Origin of the sequence: Kribbella sp. NPDC048928 (assembly GCF_043197975.1) — a bacterium.
Taxonomy (GTDB): Bacteria; Actinomycetota; Actinomycetes; order Propionibacteriales; family Kribbellaceae; genus Kribbella.
Window position 1 is genome coordinate 129,255 of sequence record NZ_JBICUC010000002.1, and the last position, 19,298, is coordinate 148,552.

At 67.9% G+C, this 19,298-nt stretch carries 15 protein-coding genes; 9 read left to right on the forward strand and 6 right to left on the reverse strand.

Annotated elements, in window-relative coordinates; all coding sequences use genetic code 11:
- Nucleotides 1–131: 131 nt before the first annotated feature.
- The gene (locus tag ACGFI6_RS07415) at nucleotides 132–1,859 is read left to right on the forward strand and encodes a glycosyl hydrolase family 18 protein (protein ID WP_393115956.1); all 1,728 of its coding nucleotides are present in this window, start codon (nucleotides 132–134) and stop codon (nucleotides 1,857–1,859) included.
- 28 nt (nucleotides 1,860–1,887) lie between these two features.
- Complete coding sequence (locus ACGFI6_RS07420; RefSeq protein WP_393115958.1) at nucleotides 1,888–3,429, forward strand: cellulose binding domain-containing protein; 1,542 nt, start codon at nucleotides 1,888–1,890, stop codon at nucleotides 3,427–3,429.
- A 127-nt stretch (nucleotides 3,430–3,556) separates the two neighbouring features.
- Here ACGFI6_RS07420 and ACGFI6_RS07425 read toward each other — a convergent pair whose 3' ends face one another.
- Nucleotides 3,557–4,330: a hypothetical protein gene (locus tag ACGFI6_RS07425; RefSeq protein ID WP_393115960.1), complete on the reverse strand. Its 774-nt coding sequence runs from the start codon at nucleotides 4,328–4,330 to the stop codon at nucleotides 3,557–3,559.
- An 88-nt stretch (nucleotides 4,331–4,418) separates the two neighbouring features.
- On the reverse strand, nucleotides 4,419–5,306 hold the full coding sequence (locus tag ACGFI6_RS07430) for a LysR family transcriptional regulator (RefSeq protein WP_393115962.1): 888 nt from the start codon (nucleotides 5,304–5,306) through the stop codon (nucleotides 4,419–4,421).
- 71 nt (nucleotides 5,307–5,377) lie between these two features.
- Between ACGFI6_RS07430 and ACGFI6_RS07435 the strand changes: the two genes are divergently transcribed.
- Complete coding sequence (locus ACGFI6_RS07435) at nucleotides 5,378–6,589, forward strand: MFS transporter (protein ID WP_393115964.1); 1,212 nt, start codon at nucleotides 5,378–5,380, stop codon at nucleotides 6,587–6,589.
- Nucleotides 6,590–6,593: 4 nt separating this feature from the next.
- Nucleotides 6,594–7,043, forward strand: a complete 450-nt coding sequence (locus ACGFI6_RS07440; RefSeq protein WP_393115966.1) for an aminoacyl-tRNA deacylase — start codon at nucleotides 6,594–6,596, stop codon at nucleotides 7,041–7,043.
- Here the strand turns inward: ACGFI6_RS07440 and ACGFI6_RS07445 are convergent.
- A complete protein-coding gene (locus ACGFI6_RS07445; RefSeq protein ID WP_393115968.1) occupies nucleotides 7,040–7,936 on the reverse strand; it encodes a helix-turn-helix domain-containing protein in 897 nt (298 codons plus the stop codon). The genes ACGFI6_RS07440 and ACGFI6_RS07445 overlap by 4 nt on opposite strands.
- Nucleotides 7,937–7,938: 2 nt before the next feature.
- Complete coding sequence (locus ACGFI6_RS07450; protein WP_393115970.1) at nucleotides 7,939–9,636, reverse strand: chitinase; 1,698 nt, start codon at nucleotides 9,634–9,636, stop codon at nucleotides 7,939–7,941.
- Nucleotides 9,637–10,052: 416 nt separating this feature from the next.
- Between ACGFI6_RS07450 and ACGFI6_RS07455 the strand changes: the two genes are divergently transcribed.
- On the forward strand, nucleotides 10,053–10,850 hold the full coding sequence (locus ACGFI6_RS07455) for an HAD family hydrolase (RefSeq protein ID WP_393115971.1): 798 nt from the start codon (nucleotides 10,053–10,055) through the stop codon (nucleotides 10,848–10,850).
- A 270-nt stretch (nucleotides 10,851–11,120) separates the two neighbouring features.
- Here ACGFI6_RS07455 and ACGFI6_RS07460 read toward each other — a convergent pair whose 3' ends face one another.
- Entirely contained in the window at nucleotides 11,121–11,894 is a 774-nt protein-coding gene (locus ACGFI6_RS07460; protein WP_393115973.1) for a Fic family protein, read from the reverse strand.
- Between the two features lie 24 nt (nucleotides 11,895–11,918).
- Here ACGFI6_RS07460 and ACGFI6_RS07465 point away from each other — a divergent pair, with 24 nt between their 5' ends.
- The 4 genes from ACGFI6_RS07465 (at nucleotide 11,919) to ACGFI6_RS07480 (ending at nucleotide 17,857) form a co-directional block, all read left to right on the forward strand.
- Nucleotides 11,919–13,991: a CDP-glycerol glycerophosphotransferase family protein gene (locus ACGFI6_RS07465; RefSeq protein WP_393115975.1), complete on the forward strand. Its 2,073-nt coding sequence runs from the start codon at nucleotides 11,919–11,921 to the stop codon at nucleotides 13,989–13,991.
- Nucleotides 13,992–14,109: 118 nt separating this feature from the next.
- Entirely contained in the window at nucleotides 14,110–15,795 is a 1,686-nt protein-coding gene (gene argS / locus ACGFI6_RS07470) for an arginine--tRNA ligase (RefSeq protein WP_393115977.1), read from the forward strand.
- Nucleotides 15,796–15,813: 18 nt separating this feature from the next.
- Nucleotides 15,814–16,848: an alpha/beta hydrolase-fold protein gene (locus tag ACGFI6_RS07475; RefSeq protein ID WP_393115979.1), complete on the forward strand. Its 1,035-nt coding sequence runs from the start codon at nucleotides 15,814–15,816 to the stop codon at nucleotides 16,846–16,848.
- Nucleotides 16,849–16,885: 37 nt separating this feature from the next.
- Nucleotides 16,886–17,857: a GNAT family N-acetyltransferase gene (locus tag ACGFI6_RS07480; protein ID WP_393115981.1), complete on the forward strand. Its 972-nt coding sequence runs from the start codon at nucleotides 16,886–16,888 to the stop codon at nucleotides 17,855–17,857.
- Here the strand turns inward: ACGFI6_RS07480 and ACGFI6_RS07485 are convergent.
- Nucleotides 17,832–19,232 (reverse strand): FAD-binding oxidoreductase, encoded by a 1,401-nt coding sequence (locus tag ACGFI6_RS07485; protein ID WP_393115983.1) that lies wholly within the window; start codon nucleotides 19,230–19,232, stop codon nucleotides 17,832–17,834. The genes ACGFI6_RS07480 and ACGFI6_RS07485 overlap by 26 nt on opposite strands.
- Between the last annotated feature and the right edge of the window lie 66 nt (nucleotides 19,233–19,298).

Here is a 19,298-nt window from a genome sequence, read left to right on the forward strand (position 1 = left end):
TTCCCGTCAGCAGCGGGAACCCGCCACGACGAGCCCGCGACCAACCCGCCGGGAACGGTTACGGTTCCTTTCGAAGCGTCTTTAACTAAATTTCACCGGACCGCTTCCGTCCCATGCTCCGGAGGAACCAGATGAGTCGATTACGCACGCTCGCAGCCACCGCCGCCGTCGCGGCCACCGCCCTGATCACCGCCGCCGGCGTCTCTCTCGCGACCCCGGACGCCACGACGGCCAACGCAGCCACCGCGGCGCCTCAGGCGACCACCGGTGGTGTCAAGACGGCGTACTTCACCCAATGGGGGATCTACGCCAACGCCTTCTACCCGAAGAACCTCGTCACCACCGGTGCCGCCGGGAAGCTCGACATCCTGAACTACGCCTTCGCGAACATCGATCCGGTGAACCACACCTGCTTCATGGCCAACAAGGCCGCGTCCCAGGACGAGAACAACCCGAACGCAGGTGACGGGGCCGGCGATGCGTTCGCCGACTACGGCAAGTCGTACGGCGCGGACATCAGCGTCGACGGTGTCGGTGACGTCTGGAACCAGCCGATCCAGGGCAACTTCAACCAGCTCAAGAAGCTCAAGGCGAAGTCCCCGAACCTGAAGATCCTGATCTCGATCGGCGGCTGGACGTACTCGAAGTACTTCTCCGACGCCGCCTCCACCGACGCCAAGCGCAAGGCCTTCGTGAGCTCCTGCGTGAACATGTTCCTGAAGGGCGACCTGCCGGTCATCGACGGCTTCGGCGGTGCCGGCTCGGCGGCCGGAATCTTCGACGGCGTCGACATCGACTGGGAGTACCCTGGCTCGCCCAACGGTCACGTCGGCAACCACTACAGCGCCGCGGACAAGCAGAACTTCACGCTGCTGCTGGCCGAGTTCCGTGCGCAACTCGACGCGTACGGCGGCCAGACCGGCAGGAAGTACTACCTGACCGCTGCCACCCCGGCCGGCCAGGACAAGATCGCCACGATCGAGACCGACAAGATCGGGCAGTACCTCGACTACAACAACGTGATGACGTACGACATGCACGGCGGCTGGGAGGCCACGGGTCCGACGAACTTCCAGGACCCGCTGTACACGGCACCGAACGATCCCAGCAACCCCATCCCACCTGGTCAGGGCAAGTACTCGGTCGACGCCGCAGTGAAGGCGTGGACGACGGGCGACCCGGCGTACGGCATTCCCGGCGGCTTCCCGGCGAACAAGCTGAGTATCGGATATCCCTTCTACTACAGGGGATGGAAGGGCGTACCCGCCACCGACAACGGCAAGTACCAGACGGCGACCGGGCCGGCCGACGGACACGCGCTGAGTGGCAACGTGCCGGGAGTGTCGTTCTACAAGGAGCTCACCGGCTTCGTCGACAACCCGTCCGCCACGTTCTTCGACGACACCACCAAGTCGAGCTGGTTCTACAGCAACGGCACCTTCTGGTCCGGTGACAACGCCCAGTCGATCAAGGCGAAGGCCGACTACCAGCACTGCAACGGGCTGGCCGGCGCGATGATGTACTCGCTCGAGGCACTGGACCCAGGAGTCACCCTCTTCAACAACGTGGTCGACTCGGTCAACGCTGGCACCGCAGGTTGCAGCGGCCCGCCCACCACACCGCCGACGACGCCTCCCACGACGCCGCCGACCACACCGCCTACTACTCCGCCAACCACACCTCCCACGACTCCCCCGACCACACCTCCGGGGCAGGCGTCGCCGTGGGCGCCGAACACGGCGTACGCGACCGGTGCGCTCGTGACGTACGACGGCGTCACCTACAAGTGCATCCAGGGGCACACCTCCCTGACCGGCTGGGAACCGCCGAACGTCCCCGCACTCTGGGGACGGGTCTGATCACGTACCGCCCACTGATCGGAGCATCATGAAACGCATCTCTCTGGCGATAGCCGCCATCACCGCGGTGGTCGTCGCTCTGTTGACCGCACAGGCGGCCAGCGCGGCAGGCGTCACTGCCGGCTTCACCAAAGTGTCCGACTGGGGCAGTGGCTTCGAGGGGAAGGTGACCGTCACGAACGGCACCACCAGCTCCCTCAGCACCTGGTCGGTCGCACTCGACTTCCCGTCCGGCTACAGCGTCAGCTCCGCCTGGGACGCCAACCACACCAGCAGTGGACAGACGCACACATTCACCCCGCCGAGCTGGGCCGGTCCGCTCGCCCCCGGCGCGACTGTCACCTTCGGCTTCAACGGCAGCCCCGGCAACTTCCCGGGCCTCGCCGCCTGCCGTCTGAACGGCGGCTCGTGCTCGGGCGGCGGTGGCGGCACCGTCCCTGGTGCGCCGACCGGTCTCTCCGGTACGGCATCAGCGTCGTCGGTGAGCCTCACATGGTCGGCCGCCTCCGGTGCGACCAGCTACAACGTCTACCGGAACGGCAGCAAGGTCGGCAGTCCGACCGGTACGTCGTACACCGACTCCGGGATGTCCGCGAACACCTCGTACAGCTACCAGGTCAGCGCGTCCAACAGCGCCGGTGAGGGGCCGAAGAGCGGCACCATCTCGGTCAAGACCGGCACCGGTGGCGGGAACACCGGAACCAAGCAGGCCGCGCCGTACCTCTACATGGGCTGGGGCGACCCGCCGAACCCGGCGACCGTGATGAACGCGACCGGGATCAAGTGGTTCACGATGGCGTTCGTCCTCGCCTCCGGTGGTTGCAACCCGGCGTGGGACGGCAGCCGTCCGCTGCAGGGCGGTACGGACGCGAACGCGATCGCCGCGATCCGCGCGGCCGGCGGTGACGTCGTACCGTCGATCGGCGGGTGGAGCGGCAACAAGCTCGGGCCGAACTGCAGTACGCCGGAAGCACTCGCCGGCGCGTACCAGCAGGTGATCAACGCCTACAACCTGAAGGCGATCGACGTCGACATCGAGAACTCCGACGAGTTCGAGAACGAGGCCGTACAGGACCGGATCCTGAACGCGCTGAAGATCGTCAAGCAGAACAACCCGGGGATCCAGACGATCCTGACGTTCGGTACGTCGACGACCGGGCCGAACTACTACGGCAACCGGCTGATCGACCGGTCGAAGGAGCTCGGCGCGAACATCGACATCTTCACACTGATGCCGTTCGACTTCGGCAGCTCGAACATCTACAACGACACGGTCGGGGCGTCGCAGGGGCTGAACAACAAGCTGAAGGCGACGTTCGGGTGGTCCGCCGCGGAGGCGTACGCGCATCAGGGGATCTCCGGGATGAACGGTCTGTCCGATCAGCAGGAGATGACGACGACCGCGACCTGGCAGAACATCACGAACTGGGCGAAGAGCAACGGGCTCGCCCGGCTGGCGTTCTGGTCGGTGAACCGCGATCGCGGTTGCGCCGGGGGTGGCGTGGTGTCGAACTGCAGTGGAATCGCCCAGGGCGACTGGGACTTCACCCGGATCACAGCAGGCTTCTGAGAAAAAGAAGAAAAAGAAGGTGAGGTGGGGAGGCCGCAGGCTTCTGAGAAGGTCGGGAAGCTGAGGCCGCAGGCTTCTAAGAGGTTTGCGAACGGTGGTCGGCTGGGTGCGGCGTGGGGGGCCGTGCTCAGCCGGCTTTGAGGGCGGAGATTATCAGGCCGTTGCGGGCGTTCTGGCCGAGCGTGACCGACGGGTGCAGGCCGTCGCGGAGCAGCCGGGAGAGCCGGTTCGGGCTGGAGGCGAGGTGCTCGGCCCAGTGCACGATCCGCAGGTTGTCGTAGCGCCTCTGCGCCTCGGCCAGCTGCAGGTTGATCCACGCGCTGTTGCGCTGGTCCGCGACCTTGACCTCCGGGATGACGCCGGTCCGCGCCGCCTGGACGTTTACCCAGTACACGGTCCGCTCGTCGCCGACGATCTGCATGGTCCGGTCGACCTGCTCCTGGACGGCGGGCGGCGCGAAGATGTCGTTGGAACCGACCGACATCAGGATCCGGTGCGGCAGGCCGTACTCCTGTGCCCAGGCGTCGAGCACGTCCACGGCCGGCTCCACCGGGCGGCCCGCCCAGTTGTTGACGGCCATGCTGATCCCCAGCTGGGCCAGCTGCCGGGCCAACGGCGGGGCGTCCTGGACGCCGATGCTGTCGCCGAACATGAAGACGCCGTCGGTCTCCCGCGCCTTGCGGATCTGAGCTTCGTTCGAGGTCGCGTGGGCGAACCGCTCCCAGTCGCTGAGCACGCCGGAACCGTAGGCCCCGAGCGACACGCGCGGAGCGCCCGCGACCGCCGGGGATCCCGACGCCGCCTCGGCAGTGGTGACGGCGACCGTCGACGCAGCCGCCGCGGTCCCGGCCGCGAACAGCAGCCGGCGACTCGGCCGAAACCCACCCAGACGCTTCCTCACGGAGGAAAGAGTGCGGCGGAATGCCCCCTGCTCGCAAGTCGACACCGCGAAAATGGGACGAACGCTACAGAAGTCGGCCTCCGAACGGTCAAGTGGCCGTCACGGGCCGGGACCGGACGAACGTCCGGAATCGCTCCGCAGCGGGCGTCAACGGCGTCCCCAGCCGCCACGAGATGCCGATCTCCCGACGCGCCCGGACGCCGGCCAGCGGGACGGACACCGCCCCGCTGTCGCTGCCACGGACCGCCCCGGCCGGCAGGATCGCCACGCCGAGCCCCGCACCGACCATGCTGTCGATCGTCGCCAGGTCGGTCGCCTCGAACGCCAACTGGGGGCTGAACCCGGCCTCGCGGCACAACCGATCGGTCACCCGCCGAAATCCGAACCCCGGCTGCAGCCCGACGAACGCCTCGTCCCGCGCCGCCTCCAACTCGACCTGCCGCCGGGACGCCAGCGGATGGCCCGGCGGTACGTACAGGCAGACGCGCTGCCGCTCCAGCAGGTGCCAGCCGAAGCGCTCGGGGTCCGGCCGCGGCGCGATGATCGCGATCTCCGCCTCGCCGCTCTCCAGGTCCTGGACGATGTCGTGCGCCGGCTCCTGCCGCAGCTCGAACTCCACGTGCGGCGCCACTGCGCGAAACGCCTTCAGCAGGTCCGGCATCAGCGTGGTCGCCACCGAATGCAGGAACGCGAGCCGCACCGTGCCGGAGTCCGGGTCGAGCAGCGCGTCGATCCGGCGCTGGGAGAGGTCGACCGCCGCCGTACTGGCCCGCGCTGCCTCGAGCACCAGCCGTCCGTACGGATTGAGCCGTACGCCGCGCCGCTCTCGTTCGAACAACGGCACGCCGAACGCCCGCTCCACGCGCTGCAGTGACCGGGACAGATTCGGCTGACTGGTGCCGAGCGCGGCGGCCGCCTCGGTGAGGTGCTCGGTCTCCGCGAGGACGACGAACCACCGCAGATCCTCGACATGCATGCTAAAAGCGTATCGGTTGTCGCTGAGGTCGACATTTTACGTATCGTCCCAGGCGTGCGACTGTCGAAGACATGCACCAATCGGCCGCGCAGCAGACCGGGTACCTGCCCGGATCCCCGGAGTACCGCAAGCTCTCCGTCGCCCTGTTCGCGGCCGGTCTCGCGACGTTCGCCCTGCTCTACAGCACCCAGCCGCTGCTGCCGCAGCTGGTCGATGCCTTCCACGTATCGCCGAGTCAGAGTGCGTTCAGCGTCTCGTTCGCCACCTTCGGCCTCGGTCTGGCGCTGCTGGTCGCCGGTCCGGCGTCCGAGGTCCTCGGCCGGACCAACCTGATGCGCTGGTCGGTGGCGGCGACCTCTGTCTTCGCACTGCTCAGCGCGTTCGCGCCGACCTGGCACCTGCTGCTCGCGCTGCGCGGTCTGCAGGGGATCGCGATGGCTGGGCTCCCGGCGGTGGCCATGGCCTACCTGCGTGAAGAGGTGCACCAGGACAGCCATGCACGCGCCAGCGGCCTCTACATCGCGGGTACGGCGGTCGGCGGTATGGCGGGCCGCTTGATCGCGGGCGGATTGTCAGACCTCGGCGGCTGGCGCTTCGCCACCGGCGGGATCGCCGTGGTCGGCGTACTGTGCGCGGTCGTCGTCTGGCTCCTGCTCCCCCAGTCGCGCAACTTCCACCCGAGTGCTGCGCAGCCGCGCGACCTGTTCCGCGTACTGCGGGACCCTGCGCTGATCGCCCTGTACGGGATCGCCGCGACGGCGGTGGGCGCCTTCGTAGCCGTCTACAACGGCGCAGTGTTCCGGTTGTCCGGCTCGCCGTACGCATTGAGCGCAGGAGCCGCCGGACTGGTGTTCTGTGTCTACCTGCTCGGGTCCGCGGGCTCAGCCACCGCGGGAACACTGGCAGACAGGTACGGGCGGCGGGCCGTCGTTCCGATCGGCTGCCTGATCACACTGGCCGGTGTCGCGATCACTCTGGCCGCCCCGCTGCCCCTCATCGTGCTGGGGCTGGCTGTGATGACGGCCGGGTTCTTCGCGGTCCACGGCGTAGCCAGCGGGTGGGTGCCGGCCCGGGCGCATGCCAGCGGCGTCGGAACCGGCCAGGCCTCGAGCATGTATCTCTTCTTCTTCTACCTGGGCTCCTCGGTGTTCGGAGGACTGGCAGGCACGGCATGGAGCCGCGCGCAATGGATCGGGGTGGCAGGAGAGGCCGGTGTGCTGTTCGTGGTGGCTTTGGTTCTCGCTCTGCTCCTGCGGAACGTTCCCAGCAGAGTGCCAAACTAGCCACGTGACGAAAGCTACCGATGCCGCCGATCAGCTGGGGCTCAGCTACGAGGTGACCAAGCACGGCCGGGTGAATTCCCTGGAGGAGGCCGCGGCCGCCCGCGGTATCGAGCCGTCCCGGCTGATCAAGACGATCGTGGTGCGGCTGTCGGACGACGACTACCGGTTCGTCCTGGTGCCGGGCGATCGCGAGATCGCGTGGCCGAAGCTGCGGGGGCTGCTCGGCGTGAACCGGATCTCGATGCCCGACAAGGACACCGCGTTCGACGTGACCGGGTACGTGCGCGGCACGATCACACCGCTCGGCAGTACGCACAACTGGCCGGTGATCGCGGACGAGCGGATCACCGGCACCATCTCGATCGGCGGCGGCGACCACGGCGTCGGCATCACGGTGGACGCCCAAGCCCTCACCAAGGCCCTGAGCGCCACCGTTGCGGACGTGACCGACTAGACGAGCAGGCCCTGCTGACCGGCTCGCAGGCCTGCTTGGAAGCGGGTTGTGGCGTCGAGAGTCTTCAGGATGCGCTGCATTCGGCGCTCCACGGTTCGTTGAGCCACTCCCAACCGGCGAGCGATCGCCTGGTCCGTGAGCCCCGCGGCCGCCAGCGACAGCAGTTGCTGGTCCTCGGCGGTCAACGGCCCCTCAGAGCCAGACGGTGCCAGCGGGCTGGACTGCTGCCACAGGAGGTCGAACAAACGCAGCAGAGCATCCAGCAGGCTCGAAGGACCTAGCTCCACGACGACATCCGTACCCGTCGGCAGCAACGCAGTTCGACGGTCGACGACGACCAGCTTGAGCGGTACGTCACGAAGCATCCGGCAACAGCCCGCCGAACGAGCAGCAACCAGATCGCCCGGCGACGACAGCGACGCCATGTCGTAGATCGTTCGATAGGTCACCCCAGGACGGCGCGACAGCAACAGCTGATCCAGCACGAGTACTTCGTCCTGGGCGCACTGTTGAGCCTGGTAGAACCGCTGCGCGATCGCCTCGGTCCCACGGATCACCGTGAACGCATCCGGCTGCCGGAACTCGGCAGTCAGCACCGCAGCGCCCAGCCGGGCCTCCACGATCGCGGCCTGCTTCCGGAGCGCGAGCAGCTCGACCGCAGCCTCCGGTACGGCGGGGAGGTAGCGGGCCGGTCGGCCTGGCGTACGGGACGCCAGGCCGAGCGACAACAGCGAGCGTAGGTGCCGGCTGACCCGATTGGCGGGCCAGTCGACGGATGCAGCGAGGTCAGTCGCAGTGGACTCCGGGCGGGCCAGAAGCACCCGGTAGAGCTGCTCGTCCTCCGAGCAGACACCGAGCGCCTCCAGAAGGGGAGCCGGACGATAGTTGTGCATGATCAGGGCAGACTGTGCACATGGCCGCCGACCTGTGAGGCGAACTGGTTCCCGTTCGCGGCGTCCCAGTTGGTCGACCAGGTCATCGCCCCACGCAGCGACGGCCACGGCGAGCTCGCCTTGTAGTTGCCGCACCCGGTGGCCTTCGTAAGGCAGTCGAGTGCGTTGTTGACGACGGCCGGGTCGACGTACCCGCTGCCGGCCGCCCGGGACGACGCCGGCAGGCCCAGTCCGACCTGGTCGGGTCGCAGGCCGCCCTGCAGCATGATGCACGCCTGCGCGGTGATGAAGTCGACCGAGCCTTGCGAGTACACCTGTCCGTTGCAGCCGTTCATGGAACCGGAGTTGTAGTACTGCACGTTGACGATGGTCAGGATGTCCTTGATCGCCAGCGCCAGCTTGAAGTACTCCGTCGAGGTGCTCTGCATGTCGATCGTCTGCGGCGCCATGGTGATCACCAGGCCGCTGCCGAACTGGCTCTGCAGGCTCTGCAACGCCTGACCCAGGTACTGCGCGTTGACCCCGTTCTCGAGGTCGATGTCGATCCCGTCGAACCCGTAGGTACGCAGCACCGACAGCGCGCTCGCTGCGAAGTTGGCCGCGGCCGTCGGGTCGGCGACCGAGACGGTGCCGTTCTGACCGCCGACGGACAGGATGACCTTCTTACCGGCCGCCTGCTTCGCCGCGATGTCCGCCTTGAACTGGTCGACGGTGTACCCGCCGAGCCCGGCGCTGTCCAGGTTGAACGTGATCGCCCCCGGCTTCGACGCGTCGGCGTCCGCGAAGGCCACCGCGATCAGGTCGTACGCCGCCGGGACGTCGGAGATCTTCTGGACCGTCGCGCCGTTGTTGAAGTTCTGCCAGTACCCGGTGAGCACGTGCGCCGGCAGATTGCTGACCGGCGGGTTCGTCCCGCCGTCGGACGTGGTTCCCGAGACCGCGGCGCCGTACGGCGAACAGTTGCCGCTCGGATCACACGCCCGCACCTTGAACGAGTACGTCGTCGCGGCAGCCAGACCGGTCGCGGTCCAACTGGTGACGTTGCCGACGCTCTGCGCCGCACCGGTTCCCCGGACGACGTCGTAGTGGTCGATGCCGCTCGCGTCCGACGCGGCCGACCAGGTCAGCTTCAGTGAACTGGACGTCGGGTTGCCGACGGCCAGACCACCCGGCGTCGAGGGCGGTGTCGTGTCCACAGCCCCGCCCGGTCCGTCCAGTACGACGTCGTCGACCTGGTACGCCGGTAGCGCGTACCAACTGTGCACGTAGATCGTCACCGACGAGACGTTGCCCGTGGTGAACGGGACGGTCAGCTGAGACCAACCTGAGCTGGTCGTCCACGTCGAGCCACCACCGTCCACGCCGAGGTACACGTTCGATCCCTTGACCCAGGCCGACAGCGTGTACGCCGTATTGGGCTGGACCGCAATCGACTGTGAGCACTGGGCAATGTCGCTCGAACTCGGTGTCGCCGACAGGGCGTACGAGCCGGAGTGCGGCGCGGAGGTGGTGACGCCGCCGGCCGGACATGACCATCCGGAGAGCGAGCCGGACTCGAAGCCGGCGTTCGTGACGAGGTTGCCGGCTTCGGCGACGGGATTGGTGGATGCGGTAGCGGAACCGGGGACCAGGAAGGCCATGACTACGGCGAGCAGGCTGATGACGACCGCTGCCTGGGGGCGGTGTGCAGGCGGTTTCATGCCTTACAACCTGTGACCAGGCAATTACATTGTCAAGACCCTACATAAAGTGGGAACGCTCCCACGCACAGAAAAGCGAAAATCTTTACGCTTACTTGGCTGGAGGGAGAAAGGCGACGGCCCCCGGCGGGGGGGTGACCGGGGGCCGTCTTCGGCCACGGGCTCGGGGGGAGGAGCCGGGGGCCGTTCAGGAGGCGACAGTCTGCCACTGTCAGGGGGTATGTACCCCCCAAGTCCAGGCTTCACACATCTCGGTTCGATTTCGACCGACGGCGTGTCACCCGGGTGCTGTTCACACCCGATCGGGCGCTTCGAGCCAGTGTCACTGTCACACTACGAACCAGTCTAACGGGATACCGGCCCACACAAAAGCCCGGGTCCCCCGGCGTTTCGCCGTAGCTCCTATCCTCGACTGCATGGCGCACTCCGGGACACCTCGATCGGCGGCCTTCTTCGATCTGGACAAGACCATTTTGGCGCGCTCGAGCACCCTGGCGTTCTCCCGGCCGTTCTACGCCGGCGGACTGATCAATCGCCGGACGGTACTGCGGAGCGCGTACGCGCAGTTCGTCTATCTGCTCGGCGGCGCGGACCACGACCAGATGGAGCGGATGCGCGAGTACATCTCCGCGATGTGCACCGGCTGGGACGTCTCGACCGTGAAGGCGATCGTCGCCGACACCCTCGACCACATCGTCCGGCCGATGATCCACACCGAGGCCGTCGAACTGATCGAGCAGCACCACCGGGCCGGCCGGGACGTGGTGATCGTCTCCTCGTCCGGCGCCGAGGTGGTGGAGCCGATCGGCGAGATGCTCGGTGCCGACCGGGTGATCGCCACCCGAATGGTCGTTGCCGATGGCAAGTACACGGGCGAGATCGCCGAGTATGCGTACGGTCCGCACAAGGTGACCGCGATCGAGGCCCTGGCCGCGGCCGAGGGTTACGACCTGGCGACCTCCTACGGTTACTCGGACTCGATCACCGACGAGCCGTTGCTGGCGGCGGTCGGGCACCCGTACGCGGTCAACCCGGACAAGGCGCTGCGCCGGATCGCGATCGAGCGCGGCTGGCCCGTGCTGGAGTTCGCGGAGCCCTCGGAACGCAAGGGATTCCCGGCCGTACGGCGACCCGCTGTAGCCGCCGTCGCGGTCGCCGCCGTGGCCGCCGGAGCACTGTTCCTGGCCTCCCGCCGGCGCTCCCACCAAGACTGAAAGCTGAAGATAGCTTCATTGTTCTCAACTCCATGAAGACGGCGTATCCCCTTCACAGAAAGGGGTTTCAGGAGTACAAAGGAATCAACAAAGGACCTTCGGGTCCGGTAGAGATTGCACGAGAACCCAGGCACCCACGCGGCGACCAGCCCATCCCAAAGGGGCAGCGCGACCCAGGCTTCGTCCTGTGGCGGCATACCGGTGCACGCATGGTAACCAGGGTGACGTGTCAGCGACGGCGTTCTCCCCGTGAGAGCGCCGTTCGCACGTTCAGGGGGCGAGCGGCGACAGCTCGGCACCTTTTGTCACAACCTCGCAGGACCGCAGCAACCAATCACGAACTCCGGTCAAACCTCGCGCTGTGTAGTCGACGAGCCCCGGCACATAGGTCGCCTGCAACACATAGTGACCGCCTTCCGGCACCGTGACCGCGACCGGGTCGATGCCTCGGGCAACCAACAGGCAGCGTTCGGCGGCCCGGGCGACGAGTCCGTTGGCGGTCGGGAACGGCCGCAGTACGGCCAGCTCGGCGTGCACGATCGCGGCGACCACCAGACCGGGTGCCTTCGTCGGGCGGGTGAGGTTCTGCGCGAGCGCGCTCAGCCGCTCCCACATCTCGCCGGCCGGCGGCGCGGGCGGCAGGCCCGGGATGTCGTCGGGGATCGGCTCGGCGGCGGTTCGCAGGTGCCCGAGCTCGGCGTCGGGCCCGAGGTCGGCGGCGGCCAACTGGTGCAGTCTGGTCCAGACCTGCACCGGCGCCTTGTCCACCTGGGACGCCAGCGCCATCAGCTCACCGGTGATCCGTACGGCGCCGGAGGCGAGTCCGTCCGCGTTACCTGCCCGTACGTCCTCCACCGCCGACGTGCTGCCGGCCAGCGCGGCGGACGCATGCGCACCGCGCAGCAACGCCTCGGCAGTCATGTCCGAACCGACCCGCCGCAGGCCACGATCCCGGAGCAGTACGTCGACCGCGTCCCGAGCCGCCTGTGCCGCGGACCCGACCCCTTCCAGCCCCGCCAACGGCGCGAACACGTCATCACTCATGACCGCAGCCTAGGATGACGCGGTATGGCGCTCGGCACCGTCCCCAGGTTCAGCATCGTGGTCCCCTGCCATGCCTCGCGGGCGTGGCTGCGGCCGTGCCTGGACTCGGTGCTCGGTCAGTCGTTCACCGACTTCGAGGTGATCGGCGTGGACGACGCCGACCCGGGCGGCTCCGGCCGGATCCTGGACGAGTACGCCGCCGCGGACCCGCGGGTGCGGGCGCTGCACCTGGACGAGAACGTCGGCCTCGGCCCGGCGCGGAACGCGGGGCTCAGGGAGTGCCGCGGCGAGTACGTGCTGTTCCTGGACGCCGACGACAGCTACACGCAGGGCTCGCTGGAGGCGATCGCCACCCGGATCGACGACGCGACGACCTTCCGGGGCCAGCCGGACATCGTGATGTTCGACTACGAGCGGATCTTCTGGGACGGCCGGGTGCTCGGCAGTCAGCGCCACGACGCGTTCGCGCGCGAGGGCGCCGGGATGTTCACGGCGGCCGAGCGGCCGATCTTCCTGACCTTCCTCGAGGTCGTCTGGAACAAGGCGTACCGGCGGGCCTTCCTGACCCGGCACGGGTTCGCGTTCACCGGCGGCTTCTACGAGGACGCCCCGTGGACGTACTCGACGATGCTCACCGCCGAGCGGATCGCGACGCTCGACCGGATCGTCGTGCACTACCGCCAGCACCGCACCGGCGGCAACATCCACGCCACCAGCGGCCGCCGGCAGTGGGACATCTTCGACCAGTACGACCGGGTGCACGCGTTCATCCAGTCCGACCCGGAGCTGGCCGGCTGGCGCCGGTTCGCGTTCGACCGGTCGGTGGACCACATCCTCGCCGTGCTGGCCAAGCCCGAGCGGATCGACCCCGACGACCGGGCCGAGTTCTTCCACGCCGCGTACGCGTTCGCCAAGCGCTGGAAGCCCGACGGCTACAGCACCGACCGGACGGCCCGTGGGTTCAAGCGGTGGCTGATCATGCACGACGACTACGCGACCTACTCGACGCTCAAGCTCAGCAAGCGGATGCTGCAGGTGCCGAGCCCGCGCAAGACGGTCGGCAAGCTGCTGCGTCGCGGCAAGCTCGATCCGAACCTGGTCACGTACGCGGCCGGCCGGTTCACGCAGTACGCCGGCAACCCGCGGGCAATCTATGAGAAGGCGGCCGAGCTGGCGCCGCACCTGCGCGGCGTCTGGGTCGTCGACGGCGAGCACCTGAGCGCGATCCCGGAGGGCGTCGAGTACGTCGTCGCCGAGTCCCCCGCGTACGAGAAGCTGCTCAGCAAGGCGACGTACTTCGTCAGCAACACCAACTGGCCGAAGGAGCTGGACAAGCGCGAGGGCCAGATCCACCTGCAGACCCAGCACGGTACGCCGCTGACCACGCTGAACCTTCCCGAAGAGGGCAAGGACGAGTTCATGCGCGAGGTCGACCGCTGGGATTTCAACCTGTCCGCGAACCGGTACTCCTCGGAGATCTGGGAGCGCACCTACCCGGCCTACTTCGAGGAGCTCGAGTACGGGTATCCGCGCAACGACCGGCTGCTGACCACCACCCTCGACCAGGTCCGCGCGATCCGCGCCGGCCTGGGGTTCGACGACTCGCACCTGGTGATCTTGTACGTCGCGCCGGACGACGGCGGCGCCGACCCGGGCCAGCTGGCCGCCGTGGCGGGCGGCAACACGCGCGTACTGTTGCCGGAGGCACCGGTCGAGGAGCTGATGCTGGCCGCCGACGTCCTGATCGCCGGCTGCTCGCCGATCACCTTCGACTATGCGAACCTCGACCGGCCGATCGTCCTGCAGCCCGACCACGACCGGCACAACACGTACTTCGACGTCACCGAGTTCCCGCCGGGGGTGGTCGCGCACTCCACCGAGGAGCTGCTCGCCGTGCTCCGGAACGGTACGTTCGCCGCTCCCGAGGCGGCCAAGCACCGGCAGCTGTTCCGGGAGAAGTTCTGCGAGTTCGACGACGGGCACGCGGCCGAACGGGTCGTCCGGCGGGTGTTCCTGGGCGAGACCGACGTACCGGCGATCGTGCCGCTGGCCGACCGGACCCCGGCGCCGTCGGCGTACTTCGTGCATAATGGCTGACATGTCGATCAGCCTGAAGCCGTCCCACGCCCTTCGCGTGCGCTTCAGCCTGCGACGACGACGCACTGTCTGAACACCCCAACCTGTTCCAGTCGCGTCTCCTTAAAAGGACTCTGTCATGTCCGCATTGCTGCCTGTCCTGTCTGCCAGAATCACCGCTGCCGCGGAGGCCGTCTTCGGTGCGCCGTACGATCCGGAGCTCCGGTCGGCGACCAAGCCCGAGTTCGGCCACTACCAGAGCAATGTCGCGCTCCGGATCAGCAACGCACTCGGCGAATCACCGCGGTCCGTTGCCGCACGCCTGGTCGCCGAGCTCCAGCTCGCCGATCTGTGCGAGCTGCCACAGATCGCCGGCCCCGGCTTCATCAACCTGACACTGTTGCCCAAGGCATTGGCCGACGCGGTCAATGCGCCGCAGACGTTCGAAAACAATGGTCTACGGGTCGTCGTCGACTACTCGCAACCCAACGTCGCAAAGCAGATGCACGTCGGCCATCTGCGGTCCACGGTGATCGGCGACGCGGTCTGCAACGTACTGACATTCGCCGGGTACGACGTGATCCGGCAGAACCATGTCGGCGACTGGGGCACCCAGTACGGGATGATGATCGAGCAGCTGCTCGAGGAGGGCCTAGCCGCGGAGTCCCTTGATCTGGAGGGATTGCAGCATCTGTACGAGCGGAGCAGGAGGAATTTCGATGCCGATGGCACCTTTGCGGACAAGGCCCGGTTGAGAGTTGTCGCGCTGCAGTCGGGTGATCCGGAGACGCGGGCGATGTGGCGGCACATGGTCGACGTGTCGCTGGACGATTTCGACAAGGTGTACGCGCTGCTCGGTACGAATCTGCAGCGCGCGGACGTGGTCGGCGAGAGTGCGTACAACGACGATCTGCCGCGGGTCGTCGACGAGCTCGAGCAGCAGGGACTGCTGACCGAGTCGGACGGCGCGATGTGTGCGTTCCTGCCCGGGTACGCGGGACGGGACGGCGCGCCGCTGCCCGTGATCGTGCGGAAGTCGGACGGTGGTTTCGGCTACAGCGCAACGGATCTGGCCGCCGTACGTCATCGGGTGGGCACGTTGCATGCCGACCGGATCGTGTACGTGGTCGACCACCGGCAGGCGCTGCACTTCGACATGATCTTCACGCTCGCGCGGGCTGCCGGCTGGCTGCCCGAGGACGTACCGGCAGAACACGTCTCGTTCGGCACCGTACTCGGGCCGAACGGAAAGCCCTTCAAAACAAGGGAAGGCGGCACGGTCAAGCTTGTCGAGCTGCTCGACAGCGCGGTCGCACGGGCGGACGCGTTGCTGGCCGGACGGGAGGGCGTCGACAGGGAGGCGACCGCGCGGGCGGTCGGAATCGGCGCGGTCAAGTACGCCGACCTGGCCGGCGACCGCGGCAACGACTACATGTTCGACCTGGACCGGATGGTCGCGATGACGGGCAACACCGGACCGTACCTGCAGTACGCGCACGCCCGGCTCACCCGGCTGCTCACCAAGGCCGGGGAACCGAGCGGCAAGGTGACTGAGCTCCGCGACCCGGCCGAGCAGCGGCTCGCGCTCCTCCTCACCGGCTTCGCCGCCACCGTGGAGCAGGTCGCAGAGACGCTGCAACCGCACCGGCTCTGTACCTACCTGTACGACGTCGCATCCGCCCTCTCCACGTTCTACGAGCAGTGTCCGGTGCTGAGCAGTACAGGTGCGACCAGGGCAAGCCGGGTTGCCCTCTGCACAGCAACGCGGAAGGTGTTGCAGGATGGACTCGGCCTGCTGGGTCTCGAGGCCCCCGACGCGATGTGACTCACCTGGAGGTACCGCATGCTGCCGTGGTCGGCCGAGTACAAGGGACGCCTGGATCAGACGACGTACACAAGCGAACTGCTGCGCGGCAACCCGCTCGGCGACCCGCATGAGCGCCCTGTGCTGGTCTACGTGCCACCCGGCTACGACGACTCGACGGACCGCTACCCGTCGATCTACGTGACGATGGGGTACACCGGTCACCTCGGCATGTGGTTCAACCGGGCCCCGTTCCGTCAGCCGTACCCGGAGTTGCTGGACGCGATGTTCCAAGACGAGAGCGTGCCGCGGGCGATCGTGGTGTTCGTCGACTCCTGGACGCGGTACGGCGGCAGCCAGTGCCTCGACTCCCCGGGCACCGGGCAGTACCAGTCGTACCTGTGCGACGAGATCGTGCCGTGGGTTGACGCGACGTACCGGACCATCGCCGACCGCGACCACCGCGCCGTCACCGGCAAGTCGAGTGGTGGCTACACGGCGATGGTGACGCCGCTGATGCGGCCGGACGTGTTCGGGGCGCTTGCTACGCACGCGGGTGACGCGCTGTTCGACGTCTGTTACCGGCCGGAGTTCCCGGAGCGGGCGCGGACGCTGCGGGACAAGTACGAGGGCAGCTACGAGAAGTACTTCGAGGTGCTGGAGACCAAGGCCGGGCGGACAACGATGGAGGACCTGCACCTGCTGGAGATCTACGGGTACGCGTCGGCGTACTCCGCGGAGCCCGACGGCACTGTGCTGCTGCCGTTCGACGAGCTCGGGTCGATCATCCCGGACATCTGGGCGCGCTGGATGTCCCGCGACCCGGTCGAGATGGCCAAGCAACCGCAGTACGCCGACGCGCTGGGCTCCCTGCGCGCGGTGTGGATAGACGCCGGACGGCAGGACGAGTACTACCTCGATCTGGGCGCGACGGCGTTCCACCAGGCGGCGCAGCAGGCCGGCGTGCCGGACGCGCGGCTGCATTTCGAGCTGTTCGAGGGGACGCACGGCGGGATCGAGTACCGCTACCCGATGGCGGTGAAGTGGCTCGCGGAGCAACTCACCGCAAATTGACGTGCCGGTGTCCGGGCGGACGTCGTACCTTCGACCCATGAACTGGCCGGATGGGATCGAGGCGCGTCCGCTGACGCTGGACGACGTCGACGCATTGGTGGCCCTGCTGGCCGCCAAGGAGAAGGTCGACCAGGAGGGCGAGAACTTCGACGCCGGGGATCTTGCCGAGGACATGCAGGTGCCCGGCGTCGACCTCTCCACGGACAGCATGGGTCTGTGGGTCGACAGCCGGCTGATCGGGTACGGCTTCACGCAGGTCTCGCACTCGGTCGTCGACGTCGACCGGGTGCGGACCGAGGGAACCATCGACCCCGAGTGGCGTCGGCGTGGTCTCGGAACGCAGCTGATGCAGTGGCTCATCAACCGGGCCGGCGAGCTGCACGCTGCCAAGCACCCCGAGGCCCCCGGGTACGTGAGCTCCGGCGCGGTAAGTACGAACGACGGTGCGACCGCCCTGATGCGGAGCCTCGGCTTCGAGGAGGTGCGGTACTTCTTCGACATGCGCCGCCCGCTCGACGAGCCGGTGCCAGATACACCGCTGGCAGACGGGCTCCAGCTGAGCGCGTACGACCCGTCCTACGAGGACGAGCTGCGCGAGGCGCATTTCGAGGCGTTCTCCGACCACTGGGGGTGGACGCGTCCCACCGTGGAGACGTGGCGCGCCCGCAACGTCGGGTCGCGGGCGTTCCGCGGCTCACAGTCGTACGTGGTCCTCGACGGCGGGACCGTGGCGGCGTACGTGAACGGGTACGAGTACCCGGCCGACACCGAGGCGACCGGCATCCGGGAGCTGTACGTCGGCCAGGTCGGCTCCCGGCGCGCGTACCGCGGCCGCGGGCTCGCCCGTGCGGCGCTGGCGAAGGTCCTCGCCGCGGCTGCACAGGCCGGCTACCAGCGGGTGTCGCTCGGCGTCGACGCCGAGAACCCGACCGGTGCGCTCGGCCTGTACGAGAGCCTCGGCTTCACCACCCATCAGAAGTTCGTCAACTACCAGCGGCCGCTGGCTTGATGTTCAGATTGCGGTGGAACACGTTGTCCGGGTCGTACCTCCGCTTGATCTGAGCGAGCCGGTCGTACTTGTCGCCGTACGACGCCCGCAGCCGCACCTCGTCCGCGTCGGCCATGCCGTTCACGTAGCTGCCGATGTTCGCCGCGTGCGGCTGCAGGGCGTCCCAGAACGACCGCACCCAGACGCGTTCGGCGTCCAGCGCCTCCAGGACCGGCGTGGTCGCGATGACGAACATCATGTACCGCTCGGTGCGCTGCCCGCTGAACGCGGTCGCGTCGTCCGCGGTCTCGAGGTAGCCGTGGTCGAGGTGGTAGAACATCGCGACCGACAGCGGTGACGTCTTGCGCGGCAGGTACTCCGTGATCGTGTCGATCGCCTCGTCGGACAGGTCGTCGAGGTACGTCCCCTTCTCGTAGTGGTACGTCCCCCACGCGTTCGGCTCGTCCTGCAGTTGCTGTACGGCGACGTACGGCATCGGCGTGGCGAACTCGAACAGCGGTGGCAGCAGGCCCCGGACCTGTGCCATCGCCTCGGCGTGCTGCTCGGCGGACCCGAAGCCCACGATCAGCAGCGCGTAGCCGAGCTTGAAGTGGTGCTCCGGCGGGACGAACGGCGCCGGCGGCGCGTTCAGGCAGGCGATCACCACGTTGACCTCGCGCGGCAACGCCGGGATCAGTTCCCGGGCCGCGCGGAGCATCTGCGCGCCCTGCTCCTGTCCCCAGAACACGATGCCGTAGTTCACCATCGGGCTGACCTGGTGCAGGCGGAACTCGAACTCGGTGACCACACCGAAGTTGCCGCCACCACCGCGGATCGCCCAGAACAGGTCGGTGTTCTCGTCCTCGGCGGCGCGCAGGATGCTGCCGTCCGCGGTGACCACCTGGACCGACTCCAGGTTGTCGATGCTGAGGCCGTGCAACCGGGTCAGTAGTCCCATCCCGCCGCCGAGGGTCAGACCGCCGACGCCGGTGTGGCTGACGATGCCGGCCGGAACCGCGAGGCCGTGCTCCTGGGTGGCCGCGTCGAGGTCCCGGAGCAGCGCGCCGCCACCGACCCGCGCGCGCCGCGCCTCCGGATCGACCGTGACCTGGTTCAGCCGGCTCAGGTCGATCATCAGTCCGCCGTCCACCGACGACAGCCCGGCGATGTGGTGTGCGCCGCCGCGAACCGCGATCTCGAGCCCCTCGGCGACCGCGTACCGGAGTGCGGCCTGGACGTCCCCGGCCGACCGTACCTGGACGATCACCGCCGGTTCCTTGACGTGCTCGGCGTTCCACAATCGCCGCGCGTTGTCGTACCCCTCGTCGCCTGGTGCAAGTACTGCTCCTCGCAGTCCCGCCCGCAGGCCGTCGAATCCCTCCGCAAGCTGCGTCATGACTGGCCCTCCCCGATGTGTTGCCATCAGGCCGAATGCCTGATCCCCGCGCAACAGCATCCAGAG

Bases quoted from the DNA above. Each gene is read 5' to 3' on its own strand.
- ACGFI6_RS07415 (WP_393115956.1), top strand. From the start codon at position 132: ATGAGTCGATTACGCACGCTCGCAGCCACCGCCGCCGTCGCGGCCACC.
- ACGFI6_RS07420 (WP_393115958.1), top strand. From the start codon at position 1,888: ATGAAACGCATCTCTCTGGCGATAGCCGCCATCACCGCGGTGGTCGTC.
- ACGFI6_RS07430 (WP_393115962.1), bottom strand. From the start codon at position 5,306: ATGCATGTCGAGGATCTGCGGTGGTTCGTCGTCCTCGCGGAGACCGAG.
- ACGFI6_RS07435 (WP_393115964.1), top strand. From the start codon at position 5,378: ATGCACCAATCGGCCGCGCAGCAGACCGGGTACCTGCCCGGATCCCCG.
- ACGFI6_RS07445 (WP_393115968.1), bottom strand. From the start codon at position 7,936: ATGCACAACTATCGTCCGGCTCCCCTTCTGGAGGCGCTCGGTGTCTGC.
- ACGFI6_RS07450 (WP_393115970.1), bottom strand. From the start codon at position 9,636: ATGAAACCGCCTGCACACCGCCCCCAGGCAGCGGTCGTCATCAGCCTG.
- ACGFI6_RS07455 (WP_393115971.1), top strand. From the start codon at position 10,053: ATGGCGCACTCCGGGACACCTCGATCGGCGGCCTTCTTCGATCTGGAC.
- ACGFI6_RS07460 (WP_393115973.1), bottom strand. From the start codon at position 11,894: ATGAGTGATGACGTGTTCGCGCCGTTGGCGGGGCTGGAAGGGGTCGGG.
- ACGFI6_RS07465 (WP_393115975.1), top strand. From the start codon at position 11,919: ATGGCGCTCGGCACCGTCCCCAGGTTCAGCATCGTGGTCCCCTGCCAT.
- argS (WP_393115977.1), top strand. From the start codon at position 14,110: ATGTCCGCATTGCTGCCTGTCCTGTCTGCCAGAATCACCGCTGCCGCG.
- ACGFI6_RS07475 (WP_393115979.1), top strand. From the start codon at position 15,814: ATGCTGCCGTGGTCGGCCGAGTACAAGGGACGCCTGGATCAGACGACG.
- ACGFI6_RS07480 (WP_393115981.1), top strand. From the start codon at position 16,886: ATGAACTGGCCGGATGGGATCGAGGCGCGTCCGCTGACGCTGGACGAC.
- ACGFI6_RS07485 (WP_393115983.1), bottom strand. From the start codon at position 19,232: ATGACGCAGCTTGCGGAGGGATTCGACGGCCTGCGGGCGGGACTGCGA.